Annotated in this window: 14 protein-coding genes; 7 read left to right on the forward strand and 7 right to left on the reverse strand. The window is 69.5% G+C overall.

What is annotated here, in order from left to right:
• The first annotated feature begins 60 nt into the window (after positions 1-60).
• Positions 61-645 (forward strand): TetR/AcrR family transcriptional regulator, encoded by a 585-nt coding sequence (locus OHA10_RS04205; protein WP_371404857.1) that lies wholly within the window; start codon positions 61-63, stop codon positions 643-645.
• A gap of 86 nt (positions 646-731) precedes the next feature.
• On the opposite strand, the gene OHA10_RS04210 is transcribed toward OHA10_RS04205, so the two are convergent.
• Together OHA10_RS04210 and OHA10_RS04215 are read right to left on the reverse strand one after the other, a co-directional pair.
• Positions 732-1,088 (reverse strand): YciI family protein, encoded by a 357-nt coding sequence (locus OHA10_RS04210; protein WP_371404858.1) that lies wholly within the window; start codon positions 1,086-1,088, stop codon positions 732-734.
• Positions 1,089-1,115: 27 nt separating this feature from the next.
• On the reverse strand, positions 1,116-2,585 hold the full coding sequence (locus OHA10_RS04215) for an LCP family protein (RefSeq protein WP_371404859.1): 1,470 nt from the start codon (positions 2,583-2,585) through the stop codon (positions 1,116-1,118).
• A 166-nt stretch (positions 2,586-2,751) separates the two neighbouring features.
• On the opposite strand from OHA10_RS04215, the gene OHA10_RS04220 reads away from it, so the two are divergent.
• Positions 2,752-3,699, forward strand: a complete 948-nt coding sequence (locus OHA10_RS04220; protein WP_371404860.1) for an NAD-dependent epimerase/dehydratase family protein — start codon at positions 2,752-2,754, stop codon at positions 3,697-3,699.
• A 6-nt stretch (positions 3,700-3,705) separates the two neighbouring features.
• Here OHA10_RS04220 and OHA10_RS04225 read toward each other — a convergent pair whose 3' ends face one another.
• Together OHA10_RS04225 and OHA10_RS04230 are read right to left on the reverse strand one after the other, a co-directional pair.
• Positions 3,706-4,581 (reverse strand): hypothetical protein, encoded by an 876-nt coding sequence (locus tag OHA10_RS04225; protein WP_371404861.1) that lies wholly within the window; start codon positions 4,579-4,581, stop codon positions 3,706-3,708.
• 199 nt (positions 4,582-4,780) lie between these two features.
• Positions 4,781-5,653, reverse strand: a complete 873-nt coding sequence (locus OHA10_RS04230; RefSeq protein ID WP_371404862.1) for a GntR family transcriptional regulator — start codon at positions 5,651-5,653, stop codon at positions 4,781-4,783.
• Between the two features lie 208 nt (positions 5,654-5,861).
• On the opposite strand from OHA10_RS04230, the gene OHA10_RS04235 reads away from it, so the two are divergent.
• The 5 genes from OHA10_RS04235 (at position 5,862) to OHA10_RS04255 (ending at position 11,104) form a co-directional block, all read left to right on the forward strand.
• Entirely contained in the window at positions 5,862-6,677 is an 816-nt protein-coding gene (locus OHA10_RS04235) for an ABC transporter ATP-binding protein (protein ID WP_371404863.1), read from the forward strand.
• 11 nt (positions 6,678-6,688) lie between these two features.
• Entirely contained in the window at positions 6,689-7,663 is a 975-nt protein-coding gene (locus OHA10_RS04240; protein WP_371404864.1) for an ABC transporter substrate-binding protein, read from the forward strand.
• A complete protein-coding gene (locus OHA10_RS04245; protein ID WP_371404865.1) occupies positions 7,660-9,762 on the forward strand; it encodes an iron ABC transporter permease in 2,103 nt (700 codons plus the stop codon). The genes OHA10_RS04240 and OHA10_RS04245 overlap by 4 nt, the downstream gene beginning before the upstream one ends.
• 22 nt (positions 9,763-9,784) lie before the next feature.
• The gene (locus OHA10_RS04250) at positions 9,785-10,375 is read left to right on the forward strand and encodes an HhH-GPD-type base excision DNA repair protein (protein WP_371404866.1); all 591 of its coding nucleotides are present in this window, start codon (positions 9,785-9,787) and stop codon (positions 10,373-10,375) included.
• Between the two features lie 138 nt (positions 10,376-10,513).
• Positions 10,514-11,104, forward strand: a complete 591-nt coding sequence (locus tag OHA10_RS04255; RefSeq protein WP_371404867.1) for a TIGR03086 family metal-binding protein — start codon at positions 10,514-10,516, stop codon at positions 11,102-11,104.
• Here OHA10_RS04255 and OHA10_RS04260 read toward each other — a convergent pair.
• The 3 genes from OHA10_RS04260 to OHA10_RS04270 form a co-directional block, all read right to left on the reverse strand.
• The gene (locus OHA10_RS04260) at positions 11,054-12,286 is read right to left on the reverse strand and encodes an FAD-dependent monooxygenase (protein ID WP_371404868.1); all 1,233 of its coding nucleotides are present in this window, start codon (positions 12,284-12,286) and stop codon (positions 11,054-11,056) included. The two genes, OHA10_RS04255 and OHA10_RS04260, sit on opposite strands and share 51 nt — an antisense overlap.
• A 194-nt stretch (positions 12,287-12,480) precedes the next feature.
• Positions 12,481-14,496 (reverse strand): FAD-dependent oxidoreductase, encoded by a 2,016-nt coding sequence (locus OHA10_RS04265; RefSeq protein WP_371404869.1) that lies wholly within the window; start codon positions 14,494-14,496, stop codon positions 12,481-12,483.
• Complete coding sequence (locus tag OHA10_RS04270; protein ID WP_371404870.1) at positions 14,493-15,035, reverse strand: PadR family transcriptional regulator; 543 nt, start codon at positions 15,033-15,035, stop codon at positions 14,493-14,495. The genes OHA10_RS04265 and OHA10_RS04270 overlap by 4 nt, the downstream gene beginning before the upstream one ends.
• Positions 15,036-15,120: the final 85 nt, after the last annotated feature.

Below are 15,120 nucleotides of genomic sequence, written 5' to 3' on the forward strand. Positions count from 1 at the left end.
TGACTTAGACCGTAGACGCCCGGCGGATAACATGTCAACGATCGATGACTTGGAGGATCGATGGCGCACAAGCGGGACCGGGAGGCGACCCGGGCGCGGTTGCTGGAGTGCGCGCGGCTCCGGTTCGCCCGCGACGGGTACGACGGGACGAGCGTGCGGGACGTGGCCGGAGACGTCGGCGTGGATCCGGCACTGGTGTTCCGGTACTTCGGGTCCAAGTCGGGGCTGTTCACCGAGGCGATGGCCGGCTCCTCGGCTCCCGTCGTACTCCCGGACGGCCCGGTCGAGGAGCTGCCGGCGAAGCTGCTGCATCAGCTCGTGTTCGAGGACTGGTCGGAGTACGCGGGTGAGCACCCGCTGGTCGCGATGCTGCGGTCGGCCGGTCACGAGGACACCAAGAACCGGCTGCGGCAGCAGATCTGCGAGGGCTACCTGGACGTGCTGTCACAGCTTGCCGAAGGCAACGAAGACAAGAACCTCCGGACCGAGCTCTTCGGCGCCTGGCTGCTCGGCATCGGCATCCTCCGCACCGCCGTCGGCACCCCAACGTTGTCAAAGGCAACAGAAGCCGACCTCCGCCCCCACCTGGCCGCAGTAGCCGAGGCCCTGTTCGGCCGCCCCGTCCCGGTACCGAAGAACGGGTAGTGGTGCCGCCGCGGAGCTCACGAAGGGTCCGCCCGGGCGGAGCCCGAGGGGTGGGCAACGACCACTACCCGTTCTTCAGTACGCCGCTAATCGGCGGTTGCCTCGGCGATGGATCGGGGCGCGCGCACCTGGGAGAACTGCAGGTTGCCTGCCGGCATCATCCAGGTCATCACCTGGACCGCGAGGCGGCCGGCGCGTACGGCCGGATCGGCTTCGGCGTGCTGGCGGGCGGTCGCGGCGTCGACCGACCAGATCGAGAAGCCGCGGAAGCTCTCGTCGTCCTGGTCGACCAGCGGACCGCGGGCCAGCACCAGACCACGGTCCTGTAGGTCGGCGCCGTGGGCGAGATGGCGGTCCTGCAGGTCGGCGGCCTCGTCGTCCGTCATGGACGGCGCGTCCGGGCGCAGCGTCAGCAGGATCACGGTGTAGCGATCGAAACGCATGCCGCCAAGCTACTCGCCCCCGGGTGCTCAGTTGGGCTGGTCGCCGTTCGGGTTGTAGGCGCAGGCGTCGACCAGGTCCTGGGTGGGGCCGGGGGGTGGGGTGGTGGTTGTGGTGGTCGGCTTGCGGGTGGTGGTGCTGGGGGTTGTCGGCGTGACCGGCGTGGCCGTCGGCTGCGGCGTGGACTCGAGGGCGTTCTCGACGGTGTCGCGGAGGGCCTGGTAGTCGGGGTGGAGGTACTTGAGGCGCAGCTTCTCCGGGTCCAGCGTCACGTTGGAGACCGTGCCGGACTTGACCTTGAGCGCCAGCTGGACCATCGCCGGCAGCAACTCCTGCGGGATGTCGGTCCGGAGCAGATGCTGCCCGGCCTTCGCGATCGCCTTGTACTTGGTCACGAGGGTCTGCGGATCCGCCGCGTCGACGATGCTCTTGATCACGCACCGCTGCCGGACCTGCCGCTGGTCGTCGTCGGCGCCGTACCGGCCGCGGGCGAACCAGAGCGCGTGCCGGCCGTCGAGGTGCTGGTTCGGACCGGGCTCGATCCACTCCTTCGGCGGGATGTGCGAGCTGCTGATCCCGCCCATCGCGACCCGCTCGTTGACGTTGACCTTGATCCCGCCGAGCGCGTCGACGATCTCCGGGAAGCTCTGCAGGTTGACCTGCAGGTAGTAGTCGAGCTTCAGCCCGAGCGCCTCACCGACCGACTGCTTCACCACGTCCGCGCCCTCGTTGTCCGAGGGACCGAGGATGCCTGGATGCGCGTCCGGGATGTTCTGGTACATCGCGGTCAGCATCCACTCGAGCCGGCCGTCGAGGCTGAGCCCCTCCTTGCCGAAGCCGTTCGGGTAGTACTTGTACAGCGGCGAGTCCTTCGGGAACGGCATGAACGTCAGGTTCCGCGGCAGCGAGATCAGCGCGGTGTTGCCGGTCTTGGTGTCGATGCTCGCCACGATGACCGTGTCGGTGCGCACGCCCTCCCGGCTCGGCGCGTCGTCGCCGCCGAGCAGCAGCAGGTTCAGCCGCGGTTTGCCCTCCCACGGGTCCTTGACGTTGACCACCTTCGGCCGGGTCGCGCTCTTGCTCTCCCGCTCAGCCTGGAACACGTCCTGGACGAGGGTCCGCTGCGCGAGCACACTCTGTACGCCGACCGCCGCCGGCGCCGCGATCGCGAAGCAGAGGATCCCGACGAACCCGGCCCCGAGCGCCCGGCCGCCCGCCCCACCCGTTGCCGGACGCAACGACCGGTGCGAGGCGACGATCACGACGATCCAGAGGAACGCGACCGCGCCGATCACCACAGACGTCATCAGCAGCCGGCTCGGCACGACGGCGGCGGCGAGGACCTCCTCGCGCCGGGTCAGTCCGACGTACACGCCGAGGCCGACGAGCCCGAGGAACAGGGTCAGTACGAACGCGCCGATCCGCCGGCGGCCACCGACGATCAACCCGAGTCCTGGAAGCAGTGCGCCCAACAGGGTCAGCCCCAGCAACTTCGGCACCGATCGTGGCCGTCTCGTTGCCGCGCGCGCACGTCTCCCCATGGGCTCCCCTGTCCGCCGTCCCACTTCCAGTGTGCGCCACCAACCGCACCCCGTACCTCTTCAGACGTGTTACAGCGTTAATCGGTTGTCAATCGGCCGGATCCGGCCGGTAGGTTGACCGATCGTGCAGATTCTGGTGATGGGTGGAAACGGGTTCGTCGGACGCGCGATCGTCGAGGATGCGCTGGCGCACGGGGCGGAGGTCGCCTCCTTCAGCCGCGGGAAGAGCGGGACGCCGCTGCCCGCGCAGGTAACCGAGCTGATCGGAGACCGGGAGACCGGGGACTACGAGGCGCTGCGGACCGGCGAGTGGGACGCGGTGGTCGACCTGAGCGGATTCCGGACCCGGGAGGTCGACCAGGCGATGGACGTGCTCGGCGACCGGGTCGGGCGGTACGTGTTCGTGTCGAGCCACGCGGTGTACGTCCGGGACCTGCCGGCCGGGACCGACGAGACCGCGCCGCGCCGCGAGCCGATGCGCGATGCCGACGTACTCACCAACCAGACCTACGGACCGTGCAAGGTCGCGTGCGAGGACGACGTCCTCGAGCGGTACGGCGATCGGGCAACGATCATCCGTCCCGGCCGGGTGACAGGTCCGGGCGACACCGCGAGCACGGTCCTCTACTGGGTACGACGCGGCCCCGCCGGCGGCCGGGTCGCGTTGCCGACGAAGCCGGAGCAACCGCTGCAGTTCATCGACAGCCGTGACGTCGGGCGGCTCGCGGTCCAGCTGATCACCGACGCCCGGTCCGGTGCATACAACGCGGTCGGGCCGTTCAGCACGATCGCCGAACTGATCGAGACGTCGGCGGAGCTGTCCGGCCGCACAGTCGAGCTGGTGCCCGTACCGAGGGACGCGGCGCCGGCCCGCTTCCCGCTGATGGAGCCGGAGTCCGAGTGGGGCGAACGTCGCCGCAACCCGGCGAAGGCCCGGGCCGCGGGGATGCCCGTCACCCCGCTCCGCCGGACGGTCGCCGACCTGCTCGCCTGGGATCACGACCGCGGTACGCCGGACCTCGACTTCGGCTTCACCCCCGAGCAGGAAGCGGAGCTCCTGGCCGCCATCTGACCGGGGCTACTCCGGGAGGGCGAGGGTACGGCCGGCATCCCGGGCCGCGTTGATCGAACGGGTCAGCGTGTCCTTCAGCGCCGTCGCCTCGTCGGCGAAGCCCTGGACGATCGACGTGTCGCCGACCGGCTCGGTCCGGGCGAGGAGTTCGATGTAGCGGTCGCCGTCCTCCAGCGCTGCTTCGGCGCGGAGGGCGGCGTCGGCCGAGCGGACCCGGTCGGCGTACCGGTCGAGGAGATCGACCTTGCGCTTGATCGCGTCGACGGAGAGCGCGAGGGCGCGTCGCTGCGGTCCGAGTACGGCGTCCAGCTCGGCGGTCTCCATCCCGCGGGCGACGTCCTTCTGCCGTGCCCGCAGTACCGTCTGTTCCCGCAGTACCTGCGCGATGTCCCAGAGCTGCTCGGGCAGGACGAGGTCGTTCTTCATCTCGTCGAGCAGCCCGCGCCGGGTAACTGTTGCCTCAAGCACCGTTTTCACCGCACGCTGCGCGCGGCCGAGCAGGCGTGCCGCCGGCTCGTCGAAGTCCTGCGGCAGCAGGTACTTCCCGTGCTGCATCCGGACCGCCTTGTGCCCGCGGTCCTCGACCATCGACTTGACCAGGATCCCGCCGGTCGCGAGTACGGCGATGCTGGCCAACACCACCGCCGCCCAGGCCGCGACCGCGGTCGGCAGCGTCGCCGCCATCACGATCAGCGCCAGGATCCATCCGCCGACGCACACCGCGAGCCACACCAGCAGCGTGCCGAACGTGTTCCCGGGAGCCACTGACCACGACGTCTGCCGTTTCGGGCGGGGCGCATCGGCCGCGACGAACAACTCCGGCCGGTGCTCGTACAACCGCCGCACGCCGACAGGCACACCCGGCGCGAACACAGGCTCCATCGCCACCTCCGGAGAAGTCGTCAGCACTCAGCGTAAGGGGTGTCTGGTGCTTCCGCGCCGTAGCGAGGAGGTGCTCGGTGCGGTGCATCGGCGCGCGGGGGCGAAGGTCTCGATGCGGAGCATCGTGGCCTTTGCACCCGTGCGGCGAGGTGCCGTACCGAGTGCCCCGCAGTAGGCGCGGGAGCACCAGACACCCCTTTCACCGGGTGGACAGCCCATCGAGGAAGACATCGAGGCCGAACTCGAACAACTGGTCCAGGTCGTACTCGTAGTCGAATCCGTCCGCGAGCAGCTCCCGGAACGCGGGCAGATCGCCCATCGCGACCATCGCGCCGAGCCTGTCGGCCTGCTCCGTGACCCACTCGTCGGCGGTCACGCCGGTGTCCTGCTCGGCCTGCGCCTCCGCCTCCATCACGAGCGCCACGCCGCGCACGTACGCGAACAGGCTGATCATCGCCGACAACGCCGCACTCTTCTCGAACCCGCGCAACGCCCGCAGCACCGCATCCGTGTGCGGCAGCAACCGCGGCACCAGCTGCGGCCGGCTCAGACTGATCGCACTCGCGAGCCACAGATGCCGCCGGTACGCCGCCCAGTGCACCCGCGCGACCATCGCGATCGCCTCGCGCCAGTCGTCCGGCGGCGTGCCCAGCGGGAACTCCGCGAGCGCCGCGTCGACCATTCGTACGACGAGGACGTCCTTGCCCCCGACGTACCGGTAGAGCGCCATCGTCGACACCCCGAGCTCGGTCGCGATCCGCCGCATCGACAACGCCGCCAGACCTTCGGCATCCGCGATCGCGATCCCCATCCGCACGACCTCGTCCCGATTGAGCTCGGGTTGCTCGAGCCGACGCGTCGTACGGGGAGGTGGACCGACGACGGTCCCGACCCCCGGGCTCGGATGCACGAGCCGCTCGGCCTGGAGCGCCTGCAACGCCTTGGTCGCGGTCGCCATCGCCACTCCGAAGTCCCGCACCAACGCCCGCGTCGACGGCACCCGGTCCCCCGGCTTCAACTCGCCGGAGGTGATCCGCCGCCGCAACTCGGCCGCGACCGCCTGGTACCCCACCTCGACAACCCTAGTGCACATACGCCGTACGCGCACCACTCCCACCCACCCGCCCGCACCCGCCCCACCCGCCTTGGACAGGTTCACCTATCTCGTTGTGGGTTCCACCTCGGTGGGGAGGGCGGTGAACCCACAACAGGGTGGGTGAACCTATCCGAGGTGAGACTGGCGGTGGCAGGGTGGTTTAGGTAAGGCTATCCTTTGGCGCATGGAGGGGACGGGCGGGCTAACAGGCGACGGGTTGTGTCTCGGGTACCACGGCCGGCGTGTCGTCGACGGTGCCTCGCTGCAGCTCGAGGCTGCCCGGGTGACCGCGCTCGTCGGTCCCAACGGCAGCGGCAAGTCGACGCTGCTGCGCGCTCTCGCCCGTCTCCACCACCCCGACGCCGGCAGCATCACGTTCCCCGGCGGCGGCAATGCGCTCGACCAGTCGGCGAAGGAGTTCGCGCGCAAGGTCACGCTGCTCTCGCAGTCCCGGCCGACCCCGAACGGCGTGAGCGTGCGCGACGTCGTCGGGTACGGGCGTCATCCGCACCGGAGCCGTTGGCGCAACGAGGACGCGGACGGACCGCGCGCGATCGAGCACGCGATGACGGTCACCGGCGTCACGTCGATGGCCGAGCGCGCGGTCGACGAATTGTCCGGCGGCGAACTGCAGCGGGTCTGGCTGGCGACCTGTCTCGCCCAGGACACCGGCGTACTCCTGCTCGACGAACCGACGACATTCCTCGACCTGCGGTACCAGATCGAGATCCTCGACCTGATGCGCGAGCTCGCCGACGAGCACGGCGTCGCGGTCGGCGTCGTACTGCACGACCTGAACCAGGCCGCCGCAGTGGCGGACCGGATCGCACTACTCGATCAGGGGCGGGTACGTGCGACCGGTACGCCGGAGGAGGTACTGCGGGCCGACGCGCTCACCGAAACGTACGGCATCACGATCGAGGTCGGCACCGATCCGGCCACCGGTCTGGTCACCACCCGCCCGATCGGCAAACACCTGTCCCGCGTCACGACGATCTGAAAGTCATCCTGATGAGACGAACCGCCATCGCTCTGGTCGCCGCTGCCCTGCTCGGCCTGACCGCCTGCGGCACCAGCGAGCCTGCCGCATCGAACGACGCCAGTGACGCCGCCGCGCAGCCGGTCTCGCTGACCGACGCACGGAACAAGAAGCTCGACCTGAAGGCGCCGGCCACCAAGGTGGTCGCGCTGGAGTGGGGCGCGGCCGAGAACCTGGTCACGCTCGGCGTGATGCCGGTCGGGGTCGCGGACACGAAGGGGTACACGAACTGGGTCACCGCGGCGAAGCTCGACCCGTCGGTCAAGGATGTCGGCACCCGCGGTGAGGCGAGCGTCGACGCGATCGTTGCCCTCAACCCGGATCTGGTGATCACCACGACCGACGAGGCCGCGAACACGATCACCCAGATCGAGAAGGCCGCGCCGGTGCTGGTGATCCGCGGCGCGGACGCGAAGAACGCGATCCCGCAGATGAAGACGAACCTGGACCTGATCGGACAGGCGGTCGGCAAGGCGGACCAGGCCAAGCAGCTGAACGCCGACTTCGACAAGGCCGTTGCCGACGGCAAGCAGAAGATCGCCGACGCGGGCAAGGCCGGCACCGGGTTCACGATGGCCGACGGGTGGAAGCAGGGCAGCACGATCTCGATCCGGATGTACACCACCGGGTCGCTGCTCGGCGCGGTCGCGACCGAGCTGGGCCTCAAGAACGGGTGGACCGGTGCCGGCGACAAGGACTACGGACTCGCGCAGACCGACCTCGAAGGACTGACCAAGCTGCCCGACGGCAACTTCCTCTACATCGCGAACAAGAACGACGGCGGTGACGTGTTCGGCGGCGATCTGGCCGGCAACGCGATCTGGAAGAACCTGCCGTTCGTCAAGACCGACAAGGTCCACCGCCTGCCCGACGGCATCTGGATGTTCGGCGGTCCGAAGTCCACCGAACAGTTCATCGACGCCGCCGTACAGGCAGTCACGTCTTGACCCAGCAGGTGGACACCCGCGCCGGGCAAGAGGGCGCGGTGGAGCGAGAGCTCCAACCCGTTCGCCGGATCCGGGTGGCCGGAGTGTTTCTCCTGGCGGCGGTTGCGATCGTCCTGCTGGCCGCCGTGCACCTGACACAAGGCACGTCGTCGGTCGGCGGCGGCGACCTGCTGCGGCTGGTGTTCGGGCAGGGGACCGACAACGCCGCGAACGTACTGGTCGCATCACGATTGCCCCGGCTGCTCGCCGGGGTGCTGGTAGGTATCGCCCTGGGGGTTGCGGGAGCGGGGTTGCAGTCGTTGGCTCGCAACCCGCTCGCTTCACCTGACACGTTGGGGGTCAACGCAGGGGCGTATCTGGCGGTCGTGATCGTGGCCGCGTTCGGGGTGTCGTTGCCGGCGCTGCCCGCCGGTGGAGTCGCTTTCGTCGGCGGGCTGGCCGCCGCGGGGTTGGTGCTCGTGCTGTCGGCGGGCGGCTCCACCGGGCCGACCCGGCTGATCCTGGCCGGGTCGGCGGTGGCGATGGCGCTGGCAGGGGTGACCACGCTGCTCCTGCTGCTGTACCGCGAGGAGACGGTCGGCACGTTCGCCTGGGGCGCCGGCACGCTGGTGCAGACCGACCTGCACGCGGTCACTCAGATGGCGCCAATCGTTGCCCTCGGCATCGTCGCGGCGTTCCTGCTCGCTGCGAAGCTCGACATCCTCGCCCTCGGCGACGACACCGCGTCCGTCCTCGGCGTGAACGTACGCCGGATCCGCATCCTCACCACGCTCGTCACGGTCATGCTCTCCGCGGCGGCCGTCACGGTGGCGGGACCGGTCGGTTTCGTCGGCCTGGTCGCGCCGGTACTGGTCCGTCTCATCGCCCCGCTCGTACCGGGTCTGCTGCGGCACCGCGTACTGCTCCCGCTCTCCGGTCTCGCCGGCGTCCTCGTCGTACTCGCGTCGGACGTCGTACTGCGGGCCGCGTTCGGCGGGCAGGCCGGGGTGGAGATCCCGACCGGGATCATGACGATGGTGGTCGGCGCGATCGTCCTGATCTGGCTGGCCCGCCGGCATCGCGACTCGGGGCCGAGCCGCTCCCCCGGCGGCACGAGCAGCGGTCTGGGCAGTCGCCGTACGTTCTGGATCGTGACCGCGGCGCTCGTCGTACTGCTGGTCGCCGCCGGCGTCGGCGCGATGCTGACCGGCGACGCGCTCCTGCGCACCGGCGACCTCGCGAACTGGATCAACGGCGCGTCCGGCCGCGCGATCACGTACGTACTGGACCAACGCTTCCCCCGGGTCGTCTCGGCGCTGCTCTGCGGTGCCGCGCTGGCGATCGCCGGTACGACGGTGCAGGCCGTGTGCCGCAACCCGCTGGCCGAGCCGGGCATCCTCGGTATCACCGGCGGCGCGGGTGTCGGCGCGATCGCCACGCTCATCCTGTTGCCATCAGCAAGCATCTGGTTGCTGTCGGGCGTGGCCGCGATCGCCGCCGTGGTCACCTTCGGGCTGGTCTACCTGATCTCCTGGCGCGGCGGCTTGAGCTCCGACCGGCTCGTGCTGATCGGAGTCGGTGTCTCGTCGGTGGCGACCGCGATCATCACGTTGCTGATCGTTGCCACCGATCCGTGGAATCTGAGTCTGGCGATGACGTGGCTGTCCGGGAGTACGTACGGGCGGACGCTTCCGCAGGTGTTGCCGGTGGCGATCGCACTGATAGTCCTGACTCCAGTTGTGGTGCGTGCCCGGCGGGAGCTGGATCTGCTGGCTCTGGATGACGATGTGCCGCGGATCCTCGGGGTGCGGCTGGAGCGGACGCGGCTGCTGATGCTGTTGGCGGCCGCGCTGTTGACCGCGGCCGCGGTGTCGGCCATCGGTGTGGTCGGGTTCGTCGGATTGGTTGCCCCGCATGCCGCACGTGCTCTGGTCGGCGGCAAGCACGCCCGGATCCTTCCGGTCGCGGCGCTCCTCGGCGCGATCCTGGTCAGCGTCGCCGACAGCCTCGGCCGGACCGTCCTCGCCCCCGCCCAGATCCCCGCCGGCCTGCTGACGGCCCTGATCGGAGCGCCGTACTTCGTTTATCTGCTGTGGAGAACACGGGTGCCCACGCGCTGAACCTCGTGTCAAGATGGTCCGCATGCTGCGCGAACTGCACCTCACCGGCAATCCGGACGCCGACAAGTTGCTCAACGACGACCCGTTCGCCTTGCTGGTCGGGATGCTCCTGGACCAGCAGTACCCGATGGAGCACGCCTTCTCCGGCCCGTGGAAGATCGCGAACCGGATGGACGGTTTCGACCTGCACAAGATCGCCGCGAGCGACCTCGACACGTTCGTCGAGCTCTGCGTGACGCCGCCGGCCATCCACCGGTACGGCGGGTCGATGGCGCGCCGGGTGCACGGGCTGGCGCAGCACATCATCGACACCTACGACGGCGAGACCGAGAACATCTGGCTGAGCGGCCGGCCGAAGCCGGACGGCGCCGAGGTGCTCAAGCGGCTGAAGGCACTGCCCGGGTTCGGTGAGCAGAAGGCGAAGATCTTCCTCGCGATGCTCGGCAAGCAGCGCGGCGTACAGCCCAAGGGCTGGCGCGAGGCCGCCGGGCACTACGGCGACCGCGGCTCGCACCGCTCGATCGCCGATGTCACCGACGCCGCCTCACTGGCCGAGGTTCGCAACTTCAAGAAGGCTGCGAAGGCCGCCGCCAAGGAAGTCGCCGGCGCCTGAATCCCCGCGACACCGGAGCCCGACCTGTTGCAGGTCGGGCTCTCTGCGTGCGGGTTGTCCCTTGTGAACCACGCGGTTTCCTGCAGGAGGCGACGTCCCGCCTTATGCTCGGCTGGGGCAGCCACGGGAGGAGAGCGGATGGACATCCGGGATCTGGATCGTCGGGCCGGCGCAGTGCTCGGGGAAGTCGTGATGCAGGTGCGGACCGAGCAACTGTGGTTCCCCACCCCCTGCCCCGACTGGACCGTGCGTGGTCTGCTCCGTCATCTGGTCAGTCAGAACGAAGGTCTCGCCGCCGCTGCCCTGAACGGCTCCGCCTCCATCCATACCTGGAACGGCGGCCGCCTCGCCGACAATCCCGCCGGGGCGTACCGGCGGTCGAACGTGCGGGTCGCGGACGCGTTCGCCGACGGCGGCGCGCTGGACCGGCTGGTGGAGGTGCGCGAGTTCGGCTCGTTCCCGCGCCGGATCGCGCTGACCTTCCACCAACTCGACTGCATCGTCCACGCCTGGGACCTGGCCCGCGCGATCGACGTCCCGTACACGCCGCCGCCGGACATGGTCGAGATGGCACTCACCCTGGCCCGCCGGATCCCCGACACCGAGGCCAACCGCGGCCCCGGCTACGCGTTCGACCGGACCGTGAAGGTCTCCGGCACGGCCCCCGACCTCGATCAGCTACTTGGTCTGCTCGGTCGCAACCCGGAGTGGGTTTCCCCGCTGGACTGAGTAGTCCGGCAGGTCGATCGCATCCGGCTTCGCCAGCGTCATCCTGGTCAGCGCACCGGCCATCAGCTTCGAGGTCATGGTCCGGAGGACGAAATCGCGGTACGCGATCCCGACCGACGACATCGGCATCGCCATCTTGATCCCGCCGGGCGGAAGCTCCATCCGCTGATCGACGTACGCCCGCATCCGGGCCTGGTACGCCGGGAACGCGCGGACGTGATCACCGTCGACATCGGCCAGCTCGCCCGCCAGCACATACGCGCCGACGAGTGCGAGCGCCGTACCGTGACCGGCCAGCGGCGAACCGCAGTACCCGGCGTCGCCGACGAGCGCGATCCGGCCGCGAGACCACTCCGGTACGACGACCCGGCTGATGCTGTCCAGGTAGAAGTCGTCGGCCTCGTCGAGCTGCTCCAAGATCCTCGACGTGTGCCACCCCAGCCCGACGTACTGCTCCCGGACGAGCTGCTTCTGCGTCGCGAGGTCGCGCCGGTCGTAGCTGATGACCGGCGACCGGAAGCTCAGCAACGCCTTCGCGTACTGCGGATCGTGATCCGGCCGCAGCCCGACCCACCGCCCGCGCGGCGCCGTGTACACCTTGAACCAGTGATCCAGCGGCTCAGGCGTCTCCACCGTGAAGTACGACGTGTAGCCGCCGAGATGATGCACGAACTCCGACTCCGCGCCGAACGCCAACCGCCGTACCCGCGAGTGCACTCCGTCCGCGCCGACCACCAGGTCGAACCGCCTCCGCGTCCCACTCGCGAACGTGACGTCGACGCCGGTCGTGTCCTGGTGCAGCTCGGTGATCGAGTCGCCGTACACGTACTCCACCCCGGTCGTCGCGTCGGCCAGGATCGCGGCGAGATCGCCACGCAGGATCTCGATCTCCGCGACCGGCCCGGCGCCGTCCATCAGCTCGGCATGCATCACGGCGGACCGCGTACCGTCGGCGCGCACGTACTCGAGCCCGCGCTCGTGCAGCTTGCGCGCCACCACCGCCGGCATCAGCCCCATCCGCTCGGCGACGACCCGCGACACCCCGCGCAGGTCGACGGTCTGCCCGCCCGGCCGCGGCCCCGGCGCGATCTCGACAACCGTCGGCGCGAACCCGAACCGCCGCAACCAGAACGCCAACGCCGGCCCCGCGATCCCACCACCCGAAATCAGAACAGTCTTCATCCCTCACCCCTTCACCTAGTGCGCGTACGCCGTAAACGGTGCACTACTCGCACCACGCGGCGCCACCGCGCACTAGTGCACCGGGCGAGCCGTACCGAGCAACGGGTAGTGGTGACGTGAAACGCCCCGCCGTTAAGGGTGTCGAGCCTCAGGAACGGTTCGGCGCCGGACCACTCCCCGTTCGTCGGTACAGGTCACAGGGTGAGGGCGAGGCGAGTGGCCTGGTCAATGGCGCGCTTGGCGTCGAGCTCGGCGGCGACATCGGCACCGCCGATGAGGTGGACGGGGCGGTTGCCGCCGCGGAGGGCGTCGGCCAGGTCGCGGACCGGTTCCTGGCCGGCGCAGACGACGACCGTGTCGACTGCGAGGACCTTCGGCTTCTCGTGCTTCGGGCCGAAAGTGAGGTGCAGCCCCTGGTCGTCGATGCGCTCGTAGTTGACGCCGCGCAACTGCTCGACCTGCTTGTTCTTCAAGGCTGCCCGGTGCACCCAGCCCGTGGTCTTGCCGAGGCCGGCGCCGATCTTCCCGGTCTTGCGCTGCAGCAGGTACACCTTCCGCGGCGACGGCTCCGGCTGCGGTACGGCGAGTGCGCCCGCGAGCTTGGTCGGATCACCGACACCCCATTCACGCTTCCAGGCCTCGAGATCCGGCGACTCCACCGTGGTCAGGAACTCGCTCACATCCACACCGATCCCGCCGGCCCCGATCACCGCGACCCGTTCACCGACAGGCTTCCCGTCGCGGACGACTTCGGCGTACGACAGTACGGTCGGATGGTCGATCCCGGGGATCGCCGGCACCCGCGGTACGACGCCGGTCGCGAGCACGATCTCGTCGAACCCGGCCAGATCCTCGACAGTCGCGCGCCGACCGAGGTGCAGCTTCACGCCGGTCAGGTCCAGCTGACGCCGGTAGTACCGGATCGTCTCCGCGAACTCCTCCTTGCCCGGGATCCGCCGTGCGATCCCGAACTGCCCACCGATCTCCGCGTCCGCCTCGAACAACTCGACCCGATGCCCCCGCTCGGCCGCCGTCACTGCCGCGGCCAACCCGGCCGGTCCGGCCCCGACGACCGCGATGCTCTTCGTACGACGGGTCGGCAGCAACTGCAGCTCGGTCTCGCGGGCCGCCCGTGGGTTGACCATGCAGCTCGCCTTCTTCTTCGCGAACACATGATCCAGACAGGCTTGGTTGCAGGCGATGCAGACGTTGATCTCGTCGGCCCGGTCAGTCGTTGCCTTGAGCACCCACTCCGGATCGGCCAGGAACGGGCGGGCCATGCTGACCAGGTCGGCGTCGCCACGCGCCAGCACCTCCTCGGCGACCTGCGGCAGGTTGATCCGGTTCGAGGTGACGACCGGGATCTTCACGTGCGGCTTGAAGGCCGCCGTCACGCCGGTGAACGCGGCGCGGGGCACGGACGTGACGATGGTCGGGACACGCGCCTCGTGCCAGCCGATACCGGTGTTGATGATCGACGCACCGGCCGCCTCGATCTCCTTGCCCAGCGCAACCACGTCGTCCCAGGTCTGACCGCCCTCGACCAGGTCGGCCATCGACAGCCGGTAGATGATCAGGAAGTCGTCGCCGACCCGCTCCCGGGTCTGCCGGACGATCTCGACCGCGAGCCGGCGGCGGTTCTCCGGGCTGCCGCCCCAGCGGTCGGTCCGTTTGTTCGTGCGCTCGGACAGGAACTGGTTGATGAAGTACCCCTCGGATCCCATGATCTCGACGCCGTCGTACCCGGCCTCGCGGGCGAGCGCCGCACAGTCGACGTACGCCTTGATCTGCTTCAGCACGCCGCGGTCGGAGAGAGCGCGGGGTTTGAACGGGTTGATCGGAGCCTTGAGGGCGGACGCGGAGACGCTGAACGGGTGGTACGAGTAGCGGCCGGCATGCAGGATCTGCAGCGCGATCCGGCCGCCCGCCTCGTGCACGGCATCCGTGAGCAATCGATGTTTACGAGCCTGCCTGTGACTGGTCAGCGTCGAACCGAAGGGCGTCAGCCAGCCGGTCCGGTTCGGGGCGTAGCCGCCGGTCACCATCAGACCGACCCCGCCGCGCGCCCGCTCGGCGAAGTACGCCGCGAGCTTGGGCAGATCGCTCAGCCGATCCTCGAGACCGGTGTGCATCGAGCCCATGATCACCCGGTTCGGCAGCACCACGTGACCGAGATCCAAGGGCTCCAGCAAATGCGGGTATGCCGTCATCGGTTGTCCTTCCGGAGGGCTTCGATCACTTCGTCGCACCACGCCGTGAACGACTCCTCGGCGCGGATGCCGCCGCGCAGGACGAGGTACTGGTGCAGGTCGCGGCCGTGCAAGGCGGACGGCTTCGGGAAGTCGCGCCTCTGGATCCCGCGGTACACCTCGAGCCGCGTCGCGTGCTCGGCCCGATGCCGCTCGATCTCCTTGAGGACGACGTCCGGGGAGCCGAGGGAGGCGCCGCGGAGCTTCACGCCGAGCCCGTCCCGCAGTACGGCGGGATCCTCCGGCTCGGCCAGCCAACGGGTGAGCTCAGCCCGCCCGGCAGCCGCGACCCGATAGACCTTCTTGTCCGGCCGGCCTTCCTGCGCGATCTCGGTATGCGTCACCCAGCCGGCCTCGTCCATCCGGCGCAGCACCCGGTAGATCTGCTGATGCGTGGCCGGCCAGAAGTAGCCGATCGAGCGGTCGAACCGCCGGGCCAGCTCGTAGCCGGACCCGGCGTGCTCGGTCAGCGAGACCAGGATCGCGTGCTCCAGCGCCATGACCGAAGCGTACCTATGCAACTCGTTGCACTGCACCTGATTGCAACCTGGATCACATCCATGACCCGGACCCGGTTGCCGGAGT

It is taken from the genome of Kribbella sp. NBC_00662 (assembly GCF_041430295.1).
Taxonomy (GTDB): Bacteria; Actinomycetota; Actinomycetes; order Propionibacteriales; family Kribbellaceae; genus Kribbella.

Bases quoted from the DNA above. Each gene is read 5' to 3' on its own strand.
- OHA10_RS04225 (WP_371404861.1), bottom strand. From the start codon at position 4,581: ATGGAGCCTGTGTTCGCGCCGGGTGTGCCTGTCGGCGTGCGGCGGTTG.
- OHA10_RS04255 (WP_371404867.1), top strand. From the start codon at position 10,514: ATGGACATCCGGGATCTGGATCGTCGGGCCGGCGCAGTGCTCGGGGAA.
- OHA10_RS04270 (WP_371404870.1), bottom strand. From the start codon at position 15,035: ATGGCGCTGGAGCACGCGATCCTGGTCTCGCTGACCGAGCACGCCGGG.
- OHA10_RS04210 (WP_371404858.1), bottom strand. From the start codon at position 1,088: ATGCGTTTCGATCGCTACACCGTGATCCTGCTGACGCTGCGCCCGGAC.
- OHA10_RS04250 (WP_371404866.1), top strand. From the start codon at position 9,785: ATGCTGCGCGAACTGCACCTCACCGGCAATCCGGACGCCGACAAGTTG.
- OHA10_RS04265 (WP_371404869.1), bottom strand. From the start codon at position 14,496: ATGACGGCATACCCGCATTTGCTGGAGCCCTTGGATCTCGGTCACGTG.
- OHA10_RS04240 (WP_371404864.1), top strand. From the start codon at position 6,689: ATGAGACGAACCGCCATCGCTCTGGTCGCCGCTGCCCTGCTCGGCCTG.
- OHA10_RS04235 (WP_371404863.1), top strand. From the start codon at position 5,862: ATGGAGGGGACGGGCGGGCTAACAGGCGACGGGTTGTGTCTCGGGTAC.
- OHA10_RS04260 (WP_371404868.1), bottom strand. From the start codon at position 12,286: ATGAAGACTGTTCTGATTTCGGGTGGTGGGATCGCGGGGCCGGCGTTG.
- OHA10_RS04205 (WP_371404857.1), top strand. From the start codon at position 61: ATGGCGCACAAGCGGGACCGGGAGGCGACCCGGGCGCGGTTGCTGGAG.